At 56.8% G+C, this 16,876-nt stretch carries 12 protein-coding genes and 2 pseudogenes; all 14 read left to right on the top strand.

Features of this window, described 5'->3' with window-relative positions:
* The first annotated feature begins 345 nt into the window (after window positions 1–345).
* Window positions 346–3,000 (top strand): DNA gyrase subunit A, encoded by a 2,655-nt coding sequence (gene gyrA / locus AB4N33_RS13600; protein ID WP_476457540.1) that lies wholly within the window; start codon window positions 346–348, stop codon window positions 2,998–3,000.
* Window positions 3,001–3,226: 226 nt separating this feature from the next.
* A complete protein-coding gene (gene serC, locus AB4N33_RS13595; protein ID WP_476457539.1) occupies window positions 3,227–4,312 on the top strand; it encodes a 3-phosphoserine/phosphohydroxythreonine transaminase in 1,086 nt (361 codons plus the stop codon).
* Window positions 4,312–5,406: a prephenate dehydratase gene (gene pheA / locus AB4N33_RS13590; RefSeq protein WP_460117046.1), complete on the top strand. Its 1,095-nt coding sequence runs from the start codon at window positions 4,312–4,314 to the stop codon at window positions 5,404–5,406. Before serC ends, pheA begins: the two co-directional genes overlap by 1 nt.
* A 10-nt stretch (window positions 5,407–5,416) precedes the next feature.
* Window positions 5,417–6,529 (top strand): histidinol-phosphate transaminase, encoded by a 1,113-nt coding sequence (gene hisC, locus AB4N33_RS13585; protein ID WP_460139934.1) that lies wholly within the window; start codon window positions 5,417–5,419, stop codon window positions 6,527–6,529.
* A gap of 28 nt (window positions 6,530–6,557) precedes the next feature.
* On the top strand, window positions 6,558–8,765 hold the full coding sequence (locus AB4N33_RS13580; protein ID WP_476458821.1) for a bifunctional prephenate dehydrogenase/3-phosphoshikimate 1-carboxyvinyltransferase: 2,208 nt from the start codon (window positions 6,558–6,560) through the stop codon (window positions 8,763–8,765).
* Window positions 8,762–9,449, top strand: a pseudogene (gene cmk, locus AB4N33_RS13575) ((d)CMP kinase). Before AB4N33_RS13580 ends, cmk begins: the two are co-directional and overlap by 4 nt.
* Window positions 9,450–9,568: 119 nt before the next feature.
* Window positions 9,569–11,263 carry a 30S ribosomal protein S1 gene (gene rpsA, locus AB4N33_RS13570; protein WP_460117043.1) on the top strand — a complete coding sequence of 565 codons (1,695 nt, stop codon included), beginning with the start codon at window positions 9,569–9,571 and terminating at the stop codon, window positions 11,261–11,263.
* A 211-nt stretch (window positions 11,264–11,474) separates the two neighbouring features.
* Window positions 11,475–11,754 (top strand): annotated as a pseudogene (locus AB4N33_RS13565) (hypothetical protein).
* Between the two features lie 143 nt (window positions 11,755–11,897).
* Window positions 11,898–12,194, top strand: coding sequence for an integration host factor subunit beta (ihfB, locus tag AB4N33_RS13560; RefSeq protein WP_460117041.1), 297 nt, complete (start codon window positions 11,898–11,900; stop codon window positions 12,192–12,194).
* 27 nt (window positions 12,195–12,221) lie between these two features.
* A complete protein-coding gene (locus tag AB4N33_RS13555; RefSeq protein WP_476457538.1) occupies window positions 12,222–12,461 on the top strand; it encodes a LapA family protein in 240 nt (79 codons plus the stop codon).
* 440 nt (window positions 12,462–12,901) lie between these two features.
* Window positions 12,902–13,426 (top strand): transcription/translation regulatory transformer protein RfaH, encoded by a 525-nt coding sequence (gene rfaH / locus AB4N33_RS13550; protein WP_476458820.1) that lies wholly within the window; start codon window positions 12,902–12,904, stop codon window positions 13,424–13,426.
* Between the two features lie 160 nt (window positions 13,427–13,586).
* Complete coding sequence (locus AB4N33_RS13545) at window positions 13,587–14,567, top strand: NAD-dependent 4,6-dehydratase LegB (RefSeq protein WP_460117039.1); 981 nt, start codon at window positions 13,587–13,589, stop codon at window positions 14,565–14,567.
* Between the two features lie 9 nt (window positions 14,568–14,576).
* Entirely contained in the window at window positions 14,577–15,725 is a 1,149-nt protein-coding gene (locus tag AB4N33_RS13540) for a LegC family aminotransferase (RefSeq protein WP_476457537.1), read from the top strand.
* On the top strand, window positions 15,722–16,876 hold the full coding sequence (neuC, locus tag AB4N33_RS13535; RefSeq protein ID WP_476457536.1) for a UDP-N-acetylglucosamine 2-epimerase: 1,155 nt from the start codon (window positions 15,722–15,724) through the stop codon (window positions 16,874–16,876). The genes AB4N33_RS13540 and neuC overlap by 4 nt, the downstream gene beginning before the upstream one ends.

Below are 16,876 nucleotides of genomic sequence, written 5' to 3'. Positions count from 1 at the left end.
CCTGTAGGAGCGAGCTTGCTCGCGATTAGGCCAGTAAAACCAACAAAAGAACCAGATCCAACCCTGTTTTCAACATTCGATACAGCTCTAAGCCCCTCAGAACCCCGTCAAGCCAGTCACCGCTCATCTAACTACTCTCCATGCGCATCAGGGGGATAGGTGCGTGGCGGCTCTTGTGATAACATCCGGCGGTTTCCAGGGTCGCCCGAGGTGGCGGCCCCAACTGCGCAGATCCATGGCATAACTTGTTGATTTGTCGTAAGTCGGTGCATTGGCAATCAGCCGGCATCGGCGAGCTTCGTTGGTCCTGACGAAGTTTCACCAGAAAAAGGAATCAGGCTTCTCATGGGCGAACTGGCCAAAGAAATCCTCCCGGTCAATATCGAAGACGAGCTGAAGCAGTCCTACCTCGACTACGCGATGAGCGTAATCGTCGGGCGGGCACTGCCGGATGCGCGCGATGGCTTGAAGCCCGTGCACCGGCGTGTGCTGTTCGCGATGAGCGAGCTGGGCAACGACTTCAACAAGCCGTACAAGAAATCTGCCCGTGTCGTCGGTGACGTGATCGGTAAGTATCACCCTCACGGTGATACCGCGGTGTACGACACCATCGTTCGGATGGCGCAGCCATTCTCGCTGCGTTACCTGCTGGTCGACGGCCAGGGCAACTTCGGTTCGGTGGACGGCGATAACGCCGCGGCCATGCGATACACCGAAGTGCGCATGACCAAGCTGGCCCACGAGCTGCTGGCCGACCTGCACAAGGAAACCGTGGACTGGGTGCCGAACTACGACGGCACCGAACTGATCCCGGCGGTCATGCCGACCCGTATTCCCAACCTGCTGGTCAACGGTTCCAGCGGTATCGCCGTGGGCATGGCGACCAACATTCCGCCGCACAACCTCGGTGAAGTCATCGACGGTTGCCTGGCGCTCATCGACAATCCGGAACTGACTGTCGATGAACTGATGCAATACATCCCTGGCCCGGACTTCCCGACCGCAGCGATCATCAACGGTCGCGCCGGCATCATCGAAGCCTACCGCACCGGTCGCGGACGCATTTACATGCGCGCCCGCTCGACCATCGAAGACATCGACAAGGTCGGTGGCCGCCAGCAGATCGTCATCACCGAACTGCCTTACCAGTTGAACAAGGCGCGCCTGATCGAGAAGATCGCCGAGCTGGTAAAAGAGAAGAAGCTCGAAGGCATCACCGAGCTGCGCGACGAGTCCGACAAGGACGGTATGCGCGTTGTGATCGAACTGCGTCGCGGCGAAGTGCCTGAGGTGATCCTCAACAACCTTTACGCCCAGACCCAGTTGCAGAGCGTGTTCGGTATCAACATCGTTGCGCTGATCGACGGCCGTCCGCGGATCCTCAACCTGAAGGACCTGCTGGAAGCCTTCGTTCGCCACCGTCGCGAAGTCGTGACCCGCCGTACCGTGTTCGAGCTGCGAAAAGCCCGTGAGCGCGGTCACATCCTCGAAGGTCAAGCGGTTGCGCTGTCGAACATCGACCCGGTCATCGCCCTGATCAAGGCCTCGCCAACGCCGTCGGAAGCCAAGGAAGCGCTGATCAGCACGCCTTGGGAGTCGACCGCCGTGGTCGCGATGGTGGAGCGTGCCGGCGCCGATTCGTGCCGTCCGGAAAACCTCGATCCGCAATACGGTCTGCGCGATGGCAAATACTTCCTGTCGCCAGAGCAGGCCCAGGCCATCCTGGAACTGCGCCTGCACCGCCTGACCGGCCTGGAGCACGAGAAGCTGCTGGCCGAATATCAGGAGATCCTCAACCAGATCGGCGAGCTGATCCGCATCCTCAACAGCGCAGCGCGCCTGATGGAAGTGATCCGCGAAGAACTGGAAGTGATCCGCGCCGAATACGGCGATGTGCGTCGCACCGAGATCCTGGATGCCCGTCTCGACCTGACCCTGGGCGACATGATCCCGGAAGAAGAGCGCGTTGTGACCATCTCCCACGGCGGTTATGCCAAGACCCAGCCTTTGGCTGCGTACCAGGCACAACGTCGTGGCGGTAAAGGCAAGTCGGCTACTGGCGTCAAGGATGAGGACTACATCGCTCACCTGCTGGTCGCCAATAGCCACACCACGCTGTTGCTGTTCTCCAGCAAGGGCAAGGTGTACTGGCTGAAAACCTACGAAATTCCAGAGGCGTCCCGCGCTGCTCGCGGTCGTCCACTGGTGAATCTGCTGCCGCTGGACAGTGATGAGTACATCACCACCATGCTGCCGGTCGAGGAATACACCGAAGGTCACTTCATCTTCATGGCCACCGCCAAAGGCACCGTGAAGAAGACCCCGCTGGAATCCTTCAGTCGTCAACGCAGTGTCGGCCTGATCGCGCTGGAGCTGGACGAAGGCGACGTGCTGATTTCCGCTGCCATCACCGACGGCGAGCGCGAAGTCATGCTGTTCTCCGACGGTGGCAAGGTGACTCGCTTCAAGGAAACCGACGTTCGCGCCATGGGCCGTACCGCTCGTGGGGTGCGCGGCATGCGCCTGCCGGAAGGCCAGAAGCTGATTTCCATGCTGATCCCGGAAGAAGGCAGCCAGATCCTCACCGCTTCCGAGCGTGGTTATGGCAAGCGTACCGCGATCACCGAGTTCCCTGAGTACAAACGTGGCGGCCAGGGCGTTATCGCCATGGTCAGCAACGACCGTAACGGCCGCCTGGTTGGCGCGGTCCAGGTTCTCGACGGTGAGGAGATCATGCTGATTTCCGACCAGGGCACCCTGGTTCGTACCCGTGTCGACGAAGTGTCCAGCCTGGGCCGTAATACCCAGGGCGTGACCCTGATCAAGCTGGCCAACGATGAAACGCTGGTGGGGCTTGAGCGGGTGCAGGAGCCTTCGGAAGTCGAAGGCGACGAACTGGAAGGAGAAGAGGGTGCAGGGTTCGACGGTGAGGTCGTGATAGACGACGTTGCCGAAGACCAGCAACTCGACGCCGCCGCTGACGAAGAACCGCAAGAGTAAGCGGGTAAAGAGGGGGCGGATGAAAATTCGCCCCCTTGTTGTTTGCCCCTGATGAAAATATTGATTTCCTGTAGGAGCGAGCTGGCTCGCGAAGACGGACTGGCATCCACTGACGATGTCTGCTGATGGATCGCTTCGCGAGCAAGCTCGCTCCTACAGTAGATCGCTGCCGAGCGATCACAGTGTATTTGTTGTGTGATACCACCAAATCAGAGCGAGATTGGATGTGAGCAAGAGAGCCTATAACTTCTGTGCCGGTCCTGCGGCACTTCCCGAAGCTGTCCTGAAGCGCGCTCAAGGTGAACTCCTTGACTGGCACGGCAAGGGCCTGTCCGTCATGGAAATGAGCCATCGCAGCGATGAGTTCGTGTCCATCGCGACGAAGGCCGAGCAGGACCTGCGTGATCTGCTGAATATCCCATCGAACTACAAAGTGCTGTTCCTGCAAGGTGGCGCAAGCCAGCAGTTCGCTCAGATCCCGCTGAATCTCTTGCCCGAGGGCGGCAGCGCTGACTATATCGACACCGGTATCTGGTCGCAGAAAGCTATTGAAGAAGCTTCGCGCTACGGCCATGTCAATGTCGCGGCAACCGCCAAGCCTTACGATTATTTCGCGATTCCCGGCCAGAACGAATGGAATCTGTCCAAGGACGCGGCCTATGTTCACTATGCGCCGAACGAAACCATCGGTGGCCTGGAGTTCCAGTGGATTCCCGAGACCGGTGACGTTCCGCTGGTCGCCGACATGTCTTCCGACATTCTCTCGCGCCCGGTCGACGTATCGCGCTTTGGCATGATCTACGCCGGTGCCCAGAAAAACATCGGCCCAAGCGGCATCGTCGTCAACATCATTCGCGAGGACTTGCTGGGCAAGGCCCGCGCCCTGTGCCCGACCATGCTCGACTACAAGGTCGCAGCCGATAACGGCTCGATGTACAACACCCCGCCAACCCTGGCCTGGTATCTGTCCGGCCTGGTGTTCGAGTGGCTCAAGGAGCAGGGCGGTGTCGAAGCCATTGGCAAGCTCAATGAAGTCAAACAGCGCACCCTGTACGATTTCATCGACGCCAGCGGCCTGTACGGCAACCCGATCAACAAGTCCGATCGCTCGTGGATGAACGTGCCGTTCCGCCTGGCTGACGATCGCCTCGACAAGCCGTTCCTGGCCGGTGCCGAGGAACGTGGCCTGCTGAACCTCAAGGGGCACCGCTCCGTGGGCGGCATGCGTGCCTCCATCTATAACGCCGTGGATATCGGTGCAATCAATGCACTGATTTCGTACATGGCAGAGTTCGAGAAGGAACACGGCTGATGTCTGAGCAAGAACTCAAGGCGCTGCGCGTTCGCATCGACGCCCTGGACACCAAAGTCCTGGAGCTGATCAGCGAGCGTGCACGCTGCGCCCAGGAAGTTGCGCGAGTCAAGATGTCTTCGCTGGCTGAAGGCGAAGTGCCGGTGTTCTATCGCCCGGAGCGCGAAGCTCAGGTGCTCAAGCGCGTGATGGAGCGTAACCAGGGGCCGCTGGGTAACGAAGAGATGGCGCGGCTGTTCCGCGAAATCATGTCCTCGTGCCTGGCGCTCGAGCAGCCATTGAAAGTCGCTTACCTTGGCCCTGAAGGCACCTTCACTCAGGCCGCCGCCATGAAGCACTTTGGTCACGCCGTGATCAGCAAGCCGATGGCGGCAATCGACGAAGTGTTCCGCGAAGTGGCGGCCGGTGCGGTGAATTTTGGCGTGGTTCCGGTGGAGAACTCCACCGAAGGCGCGGTCAACCACACCCTCGACAGCTTCCTCGAACACGACATGGTCATCTGTGGCGAAGTCGAGCTGCGTATTCACCACCACCTGTTGGTGGGTGAAAACACCAAGACCGACAGCATCAGCCGCATCTATTCCCATGCGCAGTCGCTGGCCCAGTGCCGCAAGTGGCTGGATGCACACTACCCGAATGTCGAGCGCGTGGCGGTTTCGAGCAATGCCGAGGCGGCCAAGCGGGTCAAAGGGGAGTGGAACTCGGCGGCGATTGCCGGCGACATGGCGGCTAGCCTCTATGGTCTGACTCGCCTGGCCGAGAAAATCGAGGATCGTCCGGACAACTCCACGCGTTTCCTGATGATCGGTAACCAGGAAGTGCCACCGACCGGCGACGACAAGACGTCGATCATCGTCTCGATGAGCAACAAACCCGGTGCGCTTCATGAATTGCTGGTGCCGTTCCACGACAATGGCATCGACTTGACCCGCATCGAGACGCGTCCTTCGCGCAGCGGTAAATGGACCTACGTGTTCTTTATCGATTTCGTGGGTCACCACCGCGATCCGCTGGTCAAGGGCGTGCTGGAAAAAATCAGTCAGGAAGCAGTGGCACTTAAAGTGTTGGGTTCCTACCCGAAAGCCGTTCTCTAAGGGGTAGCAAATGAGTGGCAACTTCCTCGCCCTGGCACAGCCAGGCGTGCAACAACTGTCGCCCTACGTTCCGGGCAAGCCTGTGGACGAACTGGCGCGCGAGCTGGACATCGATCCGGCCAGCATCGTCAAACTGGCCAGCAACGAAAACCCGTTGGGTGCCAGCCCCAAGGCGCTGGCAGCGATTCGTGAAGAGCTGGCGGAGCTGACCCGCTATCCGGACGGCAATGGTTTTGCGCTCAAGTCCCTGCTGGCCGAGCAGTGCCGCGTCGAGCTCAATCAGGTGACGCTGGGCAATGGTTCCAACGACATTCTGGAGTTGGTCGCCCGTGCTTATCTGGCGCCCGGCTTGAATGCGGTGTTCAGCGAGCATGCGTTTGCGGTCTACCCCATCGCGACGCAAGCGGTTGGCGCCACGGCCAAAGTGATCCCGGCCAAGGCGTGGGGGCATGATCTGCCGGCCATGCTGGCCGCGATCGACGCCAATACTCGCGTGGTCTTCATCGCCAACCCGAACAACCCGACCGGGACCTGGTTCGACGCCGAGGCGCTGGACGAATTCCTCCAGGACGTGCCAGAGCATGTGCTGGTGGTGCTGGACGAGGCCTACATCGAATACGCCGAAGGCAGCGATCTGCCGGACGGTCTGGATTTCCTGGCGGCCTACCCGAACTTGCTGGTGTCGCGCACTTTCTCCAAGGCGTATGGCCTGGCGTCGCTGCGCGTAGGTTATGGCCTGTCCACCGCCGTGGTCGCCGATGTGCTGAACCGGGTTCGCCAACCGTTCAACGTGAACAGCCTGGCCCTGGCGGCTGCGTGTGCCGCGCTGAAAGACGAAGAGTACCTGGCCGAAAGCCGTCGTCTGAACGAGGCCGGCATGCAGCAACTGGAAGCGGGTTTCCGCGCATTGGGGCTGAGCTGGATCCCGTCGAAGGGCAACTTCATCTGCGTCGATCTGGATCGTGTCGCCGCTCCTGTGTTCCAGGGCCTGTTGCGCGAAGGCGTCATCGTGCGTCCGGTGGCCAACTACGGCATGCCCAATCACCTGCGCGTCACCATCGGTCTGCCATCGGAAAACAGTCGCTTCCTCGAGGCGCTGACCAAGGTTCTGGCTCGTGGTTGATGTCACTTTGCCGCAATCTGCTGAGCCTATGTTCGGTCGCCTGGTGGTGGTGGGGCTGGGATTGATCGGTGGTTCGTTTGCCAAGGGCTTGCGTGAAAGCGGTCTGTGCCGCGAGGTGGTCGGCGTCGATCTGGATCCGCAATCGCGCAGGCTGGCAGTTGAGCTGGGCGTGGTCGATCGTTGTGAAGAAGACCTGGTGAAGGCTTGCCAGGGCGCCGATGTGATTCAGTTGGCCGTGCCGATCCTGGCCATGGAAAAACTGCTCGGCCGTTTGGCCAGCATGGATCTAGGGCAGACGATTCTGACCGACGTGGGCAGCGCCAAGGGCAATGTCGTGCGCGCGGCTACCGAGGTGTTTGGCGGCATGCCGGCGAACTTCGTGCCGGGTCACCCGATTGCCGGTTCCGAGCAGAGTGGGGTAGAAGCCTCCAATGCCGAACTGTTTCGTCGTCATAAAGTTATCCTGACCCCGCTGGATCAAACCGATCCGGCGGCGCTGGCACTCGTTGACCGCTTGTGGCGTGAGCTGGGCGCCGATGTCGAGCACATGCAGGTCGAGCGCCACGACGAAGTGTTGGCGGCGACCAGTCATCTGCCGCACTTGCTGGCGTTCGGCTTGGTCGATTCGCTGGCCAAGCGCAATGAAAACCTTGAGATCTTCCGTTACGCTGCCGGCGGTTTCCGCGATTTCACGAGAATCGCGGGGAGCGACCCGGTCATGTGGCACGACATCTTCCTCGCCAACCGCGAAGCTGTCCTGCGCACACTCGATACATTTCGCAGCGACCTCGACGCCTTGCGCGACGCGGTCGATGCTGGGGATGGGCACCAGTTGTTGGGCGTCTTCACTCGCGCCCGGGTTGCCCGCGAACATTTCAGTAAAATCCTGGCCCGCCGGGCTTATGTGGACGCTATGAACTCCAACGACCTGATTTTCCTGGGACAACCGGGTGGCCGCCTGAATGGGCGGATTCGTGTACCGGGCGACAAATCGATTTCTCACCGTTCGATCATGCTGGGCTCCCTGGCTGAAGGCGTGACCGAAGTCGAAGGCTTCCTCGAGGGTGAAGACGCTCTGGCTACCTTGCAGGCTTTCCGCGACATGGGCGTCGTGATCGAGGGACCCCACCACGGCCGCGTGACCATCCACGGTGTCGGCCTGCACGGCCTGAAGCCAGCGCCGGGCCCGATCTACCTGGGTAACTCCGGCACTTCGATGCGTCTGTTGGCGGGGCTTTTGGCCGCACAGAACTTCGACAGCACCCTGACCGGTGACGCTTCGCTGTCCAAGCGTCCGATGAATCGCGTGGCCAATCCGCTTCGCGAGATGGGCGCCGTGATCGAAACCGCCGCCGAAGGTCGTCCGCCGATGACCATTCGTGGCGGGCATAAACTCAAGGGCTTGACCTACACCATGCCGATGGCCAGCGCCCAGGTTAAATCCTGTCTGCTGCTGGCGGGCCTGTATGCCGAAGGCAAGACCACCGTCACCGAGCCGGCACCGACTCGCGACCACACCGAGCGCATGCTGCGCGGCTTCGGTTACCCGGTCAGTGTCAACGGCGCAACAGCATCGGTTGAATCCGGCCACAAGCTGACCGCCACCCACATTGAGGTCCCAGGGGATATTTCTTCCTCTGCGTTCTTCCTGGTGGCCGCATCGATTGCCGAAGGTTCGGAGCTGGTGCTCGAGCACGTCGGCATCAACCCGACCCGTACTGGCGTTATCGATATCCTGCGTCTGATGGGCGCTGACATCACCCTGGAAAACCAGCGTGAAGTCGGCGGCGAACCTGTTGCGGACTTGCGCGTGCGTGCAGCTAAACTCAAGGGTATCGATATCCCCGAGGAGCTGGTGCCGCTGGCCATTGACGAATTCCCGGTATTGTTCGTGGCCGCAGCCTGCGCAGAAGGGCGCACCGTGCTGCGCGGCGCTGAAGAGCTGCGCGTCAAGGAATCGGACCGGATCCAGGTGATGGCCGATGGCTTGCTGGCGCTGGGCGTCAAGTGCGAACCCACTCCGGACGGCATCATCATCGACGGCGGCCTGATCGGCGGCGGCGAAGTGCACGGTCACGGCGATCACCGTATCGCGATGGCCTTCAGCGTGGCGTCACTGCGCGCCACCGCACCCATCCGCATCCATGATTGCGCCAACGTCGCGACTTCGTTCCCGAATTTCCTGGCGCTGTGCGCGCAGGTCGGTATCCGTGTTGCACAAGAGGCTCAGTCGTGAAAAACATTGCCCCGGTTATCACCATCGATGGGCCAAGTGGCTCCGGAAAGGGCACGGTAGCCGGAATCCTGGCCAAGCGCCTGGGCTGGAACCTTCTGGATTCCGGTGCGCTGTACCGTTTGTTGGCGTTTGCGGCGCATAACCATGGCGTCGACTTGACCAACGAAGAACTGCTGAAAAAACTCGCCGCTCATCTGGATGTTCAATTCATTGCGGCGACCGAAGGTCAGTTGCAGCGCATTATCCTGGAAGGCGACGAAGTCAGCGATGTGATCCGCACCGAAACCATCGGTGCCGGTGCGTCCCAGGTAGCGGCCTTGCCGGCCGTGCGAGAGGCGCTGCTGCAGCGTCAGCGTGCATTCCAGGAGGCGCCTGGTCTGGTGGCTGACGGGCGGGACATGGGAACCGTCGTTTTTCCGGATGCCCCGTTGAAGATTTTCCTCACTGCCAGTGCCGAGGAGCGCGCGCCGTCGATACTTGCAGTTGAAGGGAAAAGTCGATGGTGTTAGTCTGTCGAGTCTGCTAGATGAGATACGTGCGCGCGATGAGCGTGACACCCAGCGAGCGGTAGCCCCGCTCAAGCCGGCGGCTGACGCCATTCAGCTGGATTCCACGGAATTATCCATCGATCAGGTGCTGGAACGCATCATGAGCGAGATCGCCATTCGCGATATCGCCGGGTGACCAAGAGGGCCGCAGGGGACCAGTCATAGTCCTGGGGCGCCTCTTTTAAATGCAACCAACCCACATCGTCTGGGATGTGGAAATGGGCGTATTCTTCGCCCTTATCTACAGGAATTAAAATGAGCGAAAGCTTTGCGGAACTCTTTGAAGAAAGCCTAAAAACCCTGAACCTTCAGGCTGGCTCCATCATCACCGGTGTTATCGTTGATATCGATTACCAAGCTCGCTGGGTAACCGTTCACGCTGGCCTGAAGTCTGAAGCACTCATCCCGCTTGAGCAGTTCTACAACGATGCTGGCGAACTGAACATCAACGTTGGTGACGAAGTTCACGTTGCTCTGGATTCGGTTGAAGACGGCTTTGGTGAAACCAAGCTGTCCCGTGAAAAAGCCAAGCGCGCTGAATGCTGGATTGTTCTGGAAGCAGCCTTCGCAGCCGAAGAAGTGGTCAAGGGCGTTATCAACGGTAAGGTTAAAGGCGGCTTCACTGTCGACGTTAACGGCATCCGTGCGTTCCTGCCAGGTTCTCTGGTTGACGTCCGTCCTGTGCGCGATACCACGCACCTGGAAGGCAAAGAGCTGGAATTCAAGGTCATCAAACTCGACCAGAAACGCAACAACGTTGTCGTTTCCCGTCGCAGCGTCCTCGAAGCCGAGAACTCCGCCGAGCGTGAAGCTCTGCTGGAATCCCTGCAGGAAGGCCAACAAGTCAAAGGTATCGTCAAGAACCTCACCGATTACGGCGCATTCGTCGATCTGGGTGGCGTCGATGGCCTGCTGCACATTACCGACATGGCTTGGAAACGCATCAAGCATCCTTCCGAAATCGTCAACGTTGGCGACGAGATCGATGTCAAGGTTCTGAAATACGATCGCGAGCGCAACCGTGTTTCCCTGGGCCTGAAGCAACTGGGTGAAGATCCATGGGTCGCTATCAAAGCCCGCTACCCAGAAAGCACCCGCGTTACCGCTCGTGTAACCAACCTGACCGACTACGGCTGCTTCGCTGAGCTGGAAGAAGGCGTTGAAGGTCTGGTACACGTTTCCGAAATGGACTGGACCAACAAGAACATCCACCCTTCGAAAGTCGTACAAGTCGGCGACGAAGTGGAAGTCATGGTTCTGGACATCGACGAAGAGCGTCGTCGTATCTCCCTCGGCATCAAGCAGTGCAAGTCCAACCCATGGGAAGACTTCTCTGGCCAGTTCAACAAGGGCGATAAAATCTCCGGCACCATCAAGTCGATCACCGATTTCGGTATCTTCATTGGTCTGGACGGCGGCATCGACGGTCTGGTTCACCTGTCCGACATCTCCTGGAACGAAGTGGGCGAAGAAGCCGTACGCCGCTTCAAGAAGGGCGACGAGCTGGACACCGTTATCCTGTCGGTTGACCCAGAGCGCGAGCGCATCTCCCTGGGTATCAAGCAACTGGAAAGCGATCCGTTCTCCGAGTACGTCTCGGTTAACGACAAAGGCGCCATCGTTAAAGGCACTGTGAAAGAAGTTGACGCCAAAGGCGCCATCATCGTTCTGGCCGACGATATCGAAGCGACTCTGAAAGCCTCCGAAATCAGCCGTGACCGCGTTGAAGACGCGCGCAACGTTCTGAAAGAAGGCGAAGAAGTAGAAGCCAAGATCATCAGCGTTGACCGCAAGAGCCGCGTAATCCAGCTGTCGATCAAGTCGAAAGACGTTGAAGACGAAAAAGAAGCCATCCAGAGCCTGCGCGACAAGCCAGTCGCTTCGGATGCTCCAGTAGCCACCACCCTGGGTGACCTGCTGCGTGCTGCACAAGCGGAAAAACAGAACTAAGTTCTGACTTTCTGTGAAAAAGGGCGACTTCGGTCGCCCTTTTTTGTGCCTGAGATTTAGTGCGGCCCACGTATTCCGGGGAAATCACCCTCGGGAAACCAAAGGCCGTCTACTGGGGTCTGTTTCTGTAGCAGGATCAAATGCTTATTTGCGGCTAGTCTTGGTCTAAAGCGAGTCGCAGTCGGACAGGGTGCCTGGCCTAAGGAAGTGAATGAACAAGCTCATTGTCGTGATAACCCTAGTGATGCTGGCGGGTTGTGGCACCACAGCAAAGACGCATGCCGTGCGCGGGGTCAGCGGTATAAAGGTCGACTGGCTCAGGGTTGGGCTCGGGATGGGAAAAATGCCAGAAGCGCGCCGCCAAGGAATGTAAGGGGGCCGGTTACAAAGTGATCACAAGGTCTGACGACGCCAAGGATGAGGATGAATACCCCTTCGGATTCAACCCTGCTGGCTACTTGACACGTACCATGCTGGTTGTCTGTGTGTAGCTGGCGCCCGGTATTGCTGAATCGCATCAGGTTCTCAATGCAACGTGGGGGCTGATGTCAATACTTAGGCTGTTCAAATGCCTCCGGTCGTGCTAAAACCTCTGAAGCGATTTTCCTAGCTGCTTGAAAAAGAAGGGAAAAATATGACGAAGTCGGAGTTGATCGAACGAATTGTCACCCATCAAGGGCTACTCTCATCGAAGGATGTGGAGTTGGCCATCAAGACTATGCTTGAACAGATGTCCCAGTGCCTGGCGACCGGTGATCGGATTGAGATCCGCGGGTTTGGCAGTTTTTCTCTGCACTATCGGGCGCCACGGGTTGGGCGTAATCCGAAGACTGGGCAATCGGTGAGTCTGGACGGGAAGTTTGTTCCGCATTTCAAGCCGGGGAAGGAGTTGAGGGATCGGGTTAATGAGGAGGAGGAGCAGGAGGTTTGATCCTGTACTCACTTCAGGGGGTATGCTATGCGTAATCTCATGCGGATGGTCTTCGTCGTATCCGTTCTGTTGCTGATTCTGTTGATCCTGGCATTTGTATTGGAGAATCAGCAGTCTGTTGCGCTTTTGTTTCTCGGGTGGGCAGTCCCTGAGTTGCCAGTATCGCTTCTCATACTTCTAGCGATGCTCTTCGGTATGTTGATTGGGCCCACTGTTTACTGGGGTGTGAGGCGCAAGGCTAAAGTCACAAGCAAGCGCGTTGTCTGATTGAATTAGCACGTCCAGTCAGGCCTCAATTGTCTGCTAATTGTTTGAGCTGTAGTTTCCTCTTTCTTTGTGAGTTCGCTGCCTTCCTGTTGGGCTCAATGCTGACGGACCTTTTTCGGGGGTTTGTCGGCATCGTCATGTGCGGTTACAAAAACTCCTGCGTTGAAGCTTGGCGCTCAAGGGGAAGTTCTTTTCTATTCCCGGAACGTGTCGTCTTTGAGTAAATCCTCCGGTGCGGCGTCATCGGCTTTCGCGGTTGGAGGATGAGGTGTAGCTGGTCATGACGGGTGGGGGGGCAGGATGAGGGGATGTAGTGTGTTAATGTGTAGATCTGCTTGGTCGTCATCGAAGCTGATGGCCATTTGATAAGAAATTTCCGATTGCTTCATTAGGCTGCAAGCGATGGCTGAATCATGGATGCGACCATTAGTGACAAGTACATGGCTGTGAACAGCTGCGACCCAAGCCTCCATCTTCCCGCTTGCGAAAAAAGCGAGTGGTATCTCGTGCAGTGTAAACCTCGACAGGATAAGCGCGCTGAAGAAAACCTCAGTCGGCAAGGCTACCAGTGTGCCCGTCCTGTATGTCGTCGCGATCGGGTCGTGCGCGGTAAGCAGGCCTCCGTGCGAGAGTCGCTGTTTCCAGGTTACCTCTTTATCTGCCTTCCAAGCAGCGCCAATTGGGCACCTCTACGCTCCACGCGAGGTGTCAGCCGAGTGGTCAGTTTTGGCGGAAAACCCTTGGCGGTTGACCCGGAAATCGTGATCCAGCTACAGCGCCGAGCGGAAGATCCCAGGCCTGCATTCGTTGCGGGCGCGCGCGTTCGAGTTTTCGATGGGAAATTAGGTGGTCTGGAGGCTATTTTTATGTCAGCGGACGGTGGTGAGCGCGTAGTATTGTTGATCAATCTGCTCCATCGTCAGCAAACGGTGAGCATGCCACTCGTGAGCGTCTCTGCGTTTTGAAAAAGAGGATGCGGACATTGCAAGCACTACGTTCTCGGGAAGTCGACGTAAAATCCTGTGGCGGTAGCGTGCCCGGTGATGATGACGTTCTTTGACCTTGGTGAACGCTTCTTGTGTTCAAGGCAATGAGTCTTTACTTAAAATTCAAAGGTAAAAGCAAGTGAAAAAAGTATTAGTGACGGGCGCCGATGGCTTTATTGGCTCTCACTTGACGGAGTTGTTGGTTCGAGAGGGCTATGAAGTCAAGGCGCTATCCCAATATAACTCCTTTAATTATTGGGGGTGGTTGGAAGACGTTGATTGTTTGAATAGTATTGAAGTGCTGAGTGGCGACGTGCGAGATCCTCATTACTGCAAGCATATTACCAAGGATGTCGATCTGGTATTCCATCTTGCAGCACTAATTGCCATCCCTTATTCGTATGTTGCACCGGACAGCTATGTAGATACAAATGTCAAAGGGACGTTGAATATTTGTCAGGCGGCGTTAGAGAATGGTGTTCAGCGCATTATTCATACTTCCACCAGTGAGGTGTATGGTACCGCGCAGTATGTGCCGATAGATGAAAAACACCCGTTGCAAGCTCAGTCGCCCTATAGTGCGTCGAAGATAGGCGCAGATGCAATGGCTATGAGTTTTTTCAATGCTTTCGATTTGCCACTGACTATCGCGCGCCCCTTTAACACTTATGGTCCTCGACAATCAGCGAGAGCTGTAATTCCTACGATCATTACCCAGATTGCGAGCGGTAAAAAACAGATAAAATTGGGTGATGTAAGTCCTACTCGGGACTTCAACTATGTGGCAGATACGTGCCGGGGTTTCCTCGAACTTGCTAGATGTGAAAAGGCTGTCGGAGAGACGGTCAATATCGGCTCGAACTATGAGATTTCAGTTGGGGATACACTTCACCTAATCCGCGAGTTGATGGGTAGTGATGTAGAATTTCTGACTGATGATCAGCGTATTCGCCCGGAAAAATCGGAAGTCTTCCGTCTGTGGTGTGATAATACAAAAATAAGCAACCTAACCGGCTTCAAGCCAGAGTACTCTATCCGCCAGGGGTTGCAAGGAACCATCGATTGGTTGTCGCGTCCGGAAAACCTAGCCAAATATAAAGCAGATATATACAACGTTTGAGGCTCTAGCATGTTCGACTCGCTTGTAAGTTTTGTGCGTGAACAGTATCGTACAAACGAATTTATTCCACTGCATGCTCCTAGTTTTAAGGGGAACGAACGGGATTATGTGGTGGAAACCATTGAGTCGACTTTTGTTTCGAGCGTTGGTTCTTTCGTCGATCGTTTTGAACGTGATATGTCTGCTTACACTGGCAGCCCGCGGGCTATTGCGACTGTAAACGGGACTGCGGCGTTACACACAGCATTGATGTTGGCTGGTGTAAAGGCGGGAGACCTCGTTATCACCCAGCCTCTAACATTCGTTGCAACCTGCAATGCTATCGCTTACTGCGGAGCTGAGCCGGTTTTTATCGATGTCGATCGTCACACCTTAGGACTGTCCCCAGTTGCGCTAGATGAGTGGCTTCATGAGTATGCCCGATTGGATGTAGATGGGCTGTGCCGGCTTAAGGGGGGGCGCATAGTCCGAGCCTGTTTGCCCATGCACACCTTCGGTCATCCTGTCGAAATTGATAAACTGCTTGAGGTTTGTCGTAGATGGCGGTTGGTAGTCGTTGAAGACGCTGCGGAGTCGTTGGGGAGTTTGTATAAAGGTCGGCATACCGGCACCTTCGGTGAGTTGGGTACTCTGAGCTTTAATGGCAACAAAATCATTACTACCGGAGGCGGTGGCATGATTTTGACCAATGAAAATCTTGGAATAAAAGCCAAGCACTTGACTACGACGGCCAAACTTCCTCACCCATATGAGTATGTGCATGATGAGGTCGGTTACAACTATCGACTTCCCAATCTGAATGCCGCACTGGGATGCGCTCAATTGGAGCAACTGGAAGAGTTCATCAAAATGAAACGGTCCTTGGCAGCGCGGTATGAGAAGGAATTGCAAGGGAGCGAACTGCATTTTGTTCATGAGCCAGAAGATTGTCGCTCTAACTATTGGCTGAACGCGGTGGTGTGTGAAAACCGCGACAGGCGCGACGCTTTGCTGAAGGCGACGAATGATAGAGGTGTCATGACTAGACCCATTTGGCAGCTGATGAACCATCTGCCAAAGTACTCTAATTGTTTACGTGGCGATCTCAGTAACGCGACATGGTTGGAGGCTCGTATCGTCAACCTCCCCAGCAGCGTCACTCCGGAGGTTAGTGCGTGAAACGAAAAGTCGCCGTTTTCACTGGTACGAGGGCGGAGTACGGTCTGCTTTATTGGTTGATGAAGGATATCGAGGCGAGCCGTCACCTCGAACTACAGCTCATCGTCAGTGGCACTCATCTCTCGCCGGAATTTGGTGAAACCTGGCGGCAAGTGGCGGAGGATGGTTTTTCTATTGATGCGAAGGTAGAGATGCTGTTGTCCTCGGACACCTCCGTTGGCGTGGTCAAGTCAATGGGGCTGGGGACTATTGGTTTCGCGGACGCGTTGGACAGGTTGAAGCCAGATGTGCTCGTGGTGCTGGGTGATCGGTTTGAAGCTCTGGCAATCGTCCAGGCCGCTTTGATTATGCGAATTCCGGTAGCACACCTTCATGGCGGTGAAATCACCGAAGGTGCCTATGACGATGCCATTCGACACGCCATCAGCAAGATGGCCTATCTGCATTTTGTAGCGGCGCAGCCCTATCGGACGCGTGTCATACAAATGGGAGAGTCGCCTGAGCGAGTTTTCAATGTGGGTGCTATCGGCCTGGACCATCTGCTTCGCAGCCCCCGGATGGATCTCGCAGAGCTTTCTGAAAGCCTCGGATTCGAGCTTCGCTCGCCGTTTATATTGGCGACATACCATCCCGTCACTATGCTCGAAGAAGATCCAGTCCGGAGTTTTTCTGCCCTACTAGAGGCCCTGGATCAGTTTCCGACACATCAGATAATTTTGACGTATCCAAATGCGGATAATGGAGGCAGAGCGATTATTCCGCTCTTGGAAGCCTATGCGCAAGCGGAACCCGCGCGAGTACTGGCTATTCCTACTCTCGGGTTCAGGCGTTATCTGAGCGCCGTTTCGTTGGCGGCAGTCGTTATTGGCAATTCGTCCAGCGGAATCATTGAAGTGCCAGCATTTGGTATCCCTACCGTTGATATTGGTGCGCGTCAACAAGGGCGATTGGCGGCGGATTCCGTCCTCCATTGTGCGGCGGATACCGCGGCTATTCAGTCGACACTAATCAAAGCTTTGACGAAAGAGTTCGCCGAAATTTGTAGGCATACGATAAATCCTTATGGGAAGGGTAATACGTCTCAGAGCATCGTGAATGTCCTTGAACGATTCGACGGAATATCTCATAAAACATTCCACGATTTGAGCTGA

Source organism: Pseudomonas sp. S1_E05 (assembly GCF_056337105.1).
This window is presented reverse-complemented; position numbering and strand designations above follow the sequence as displayed.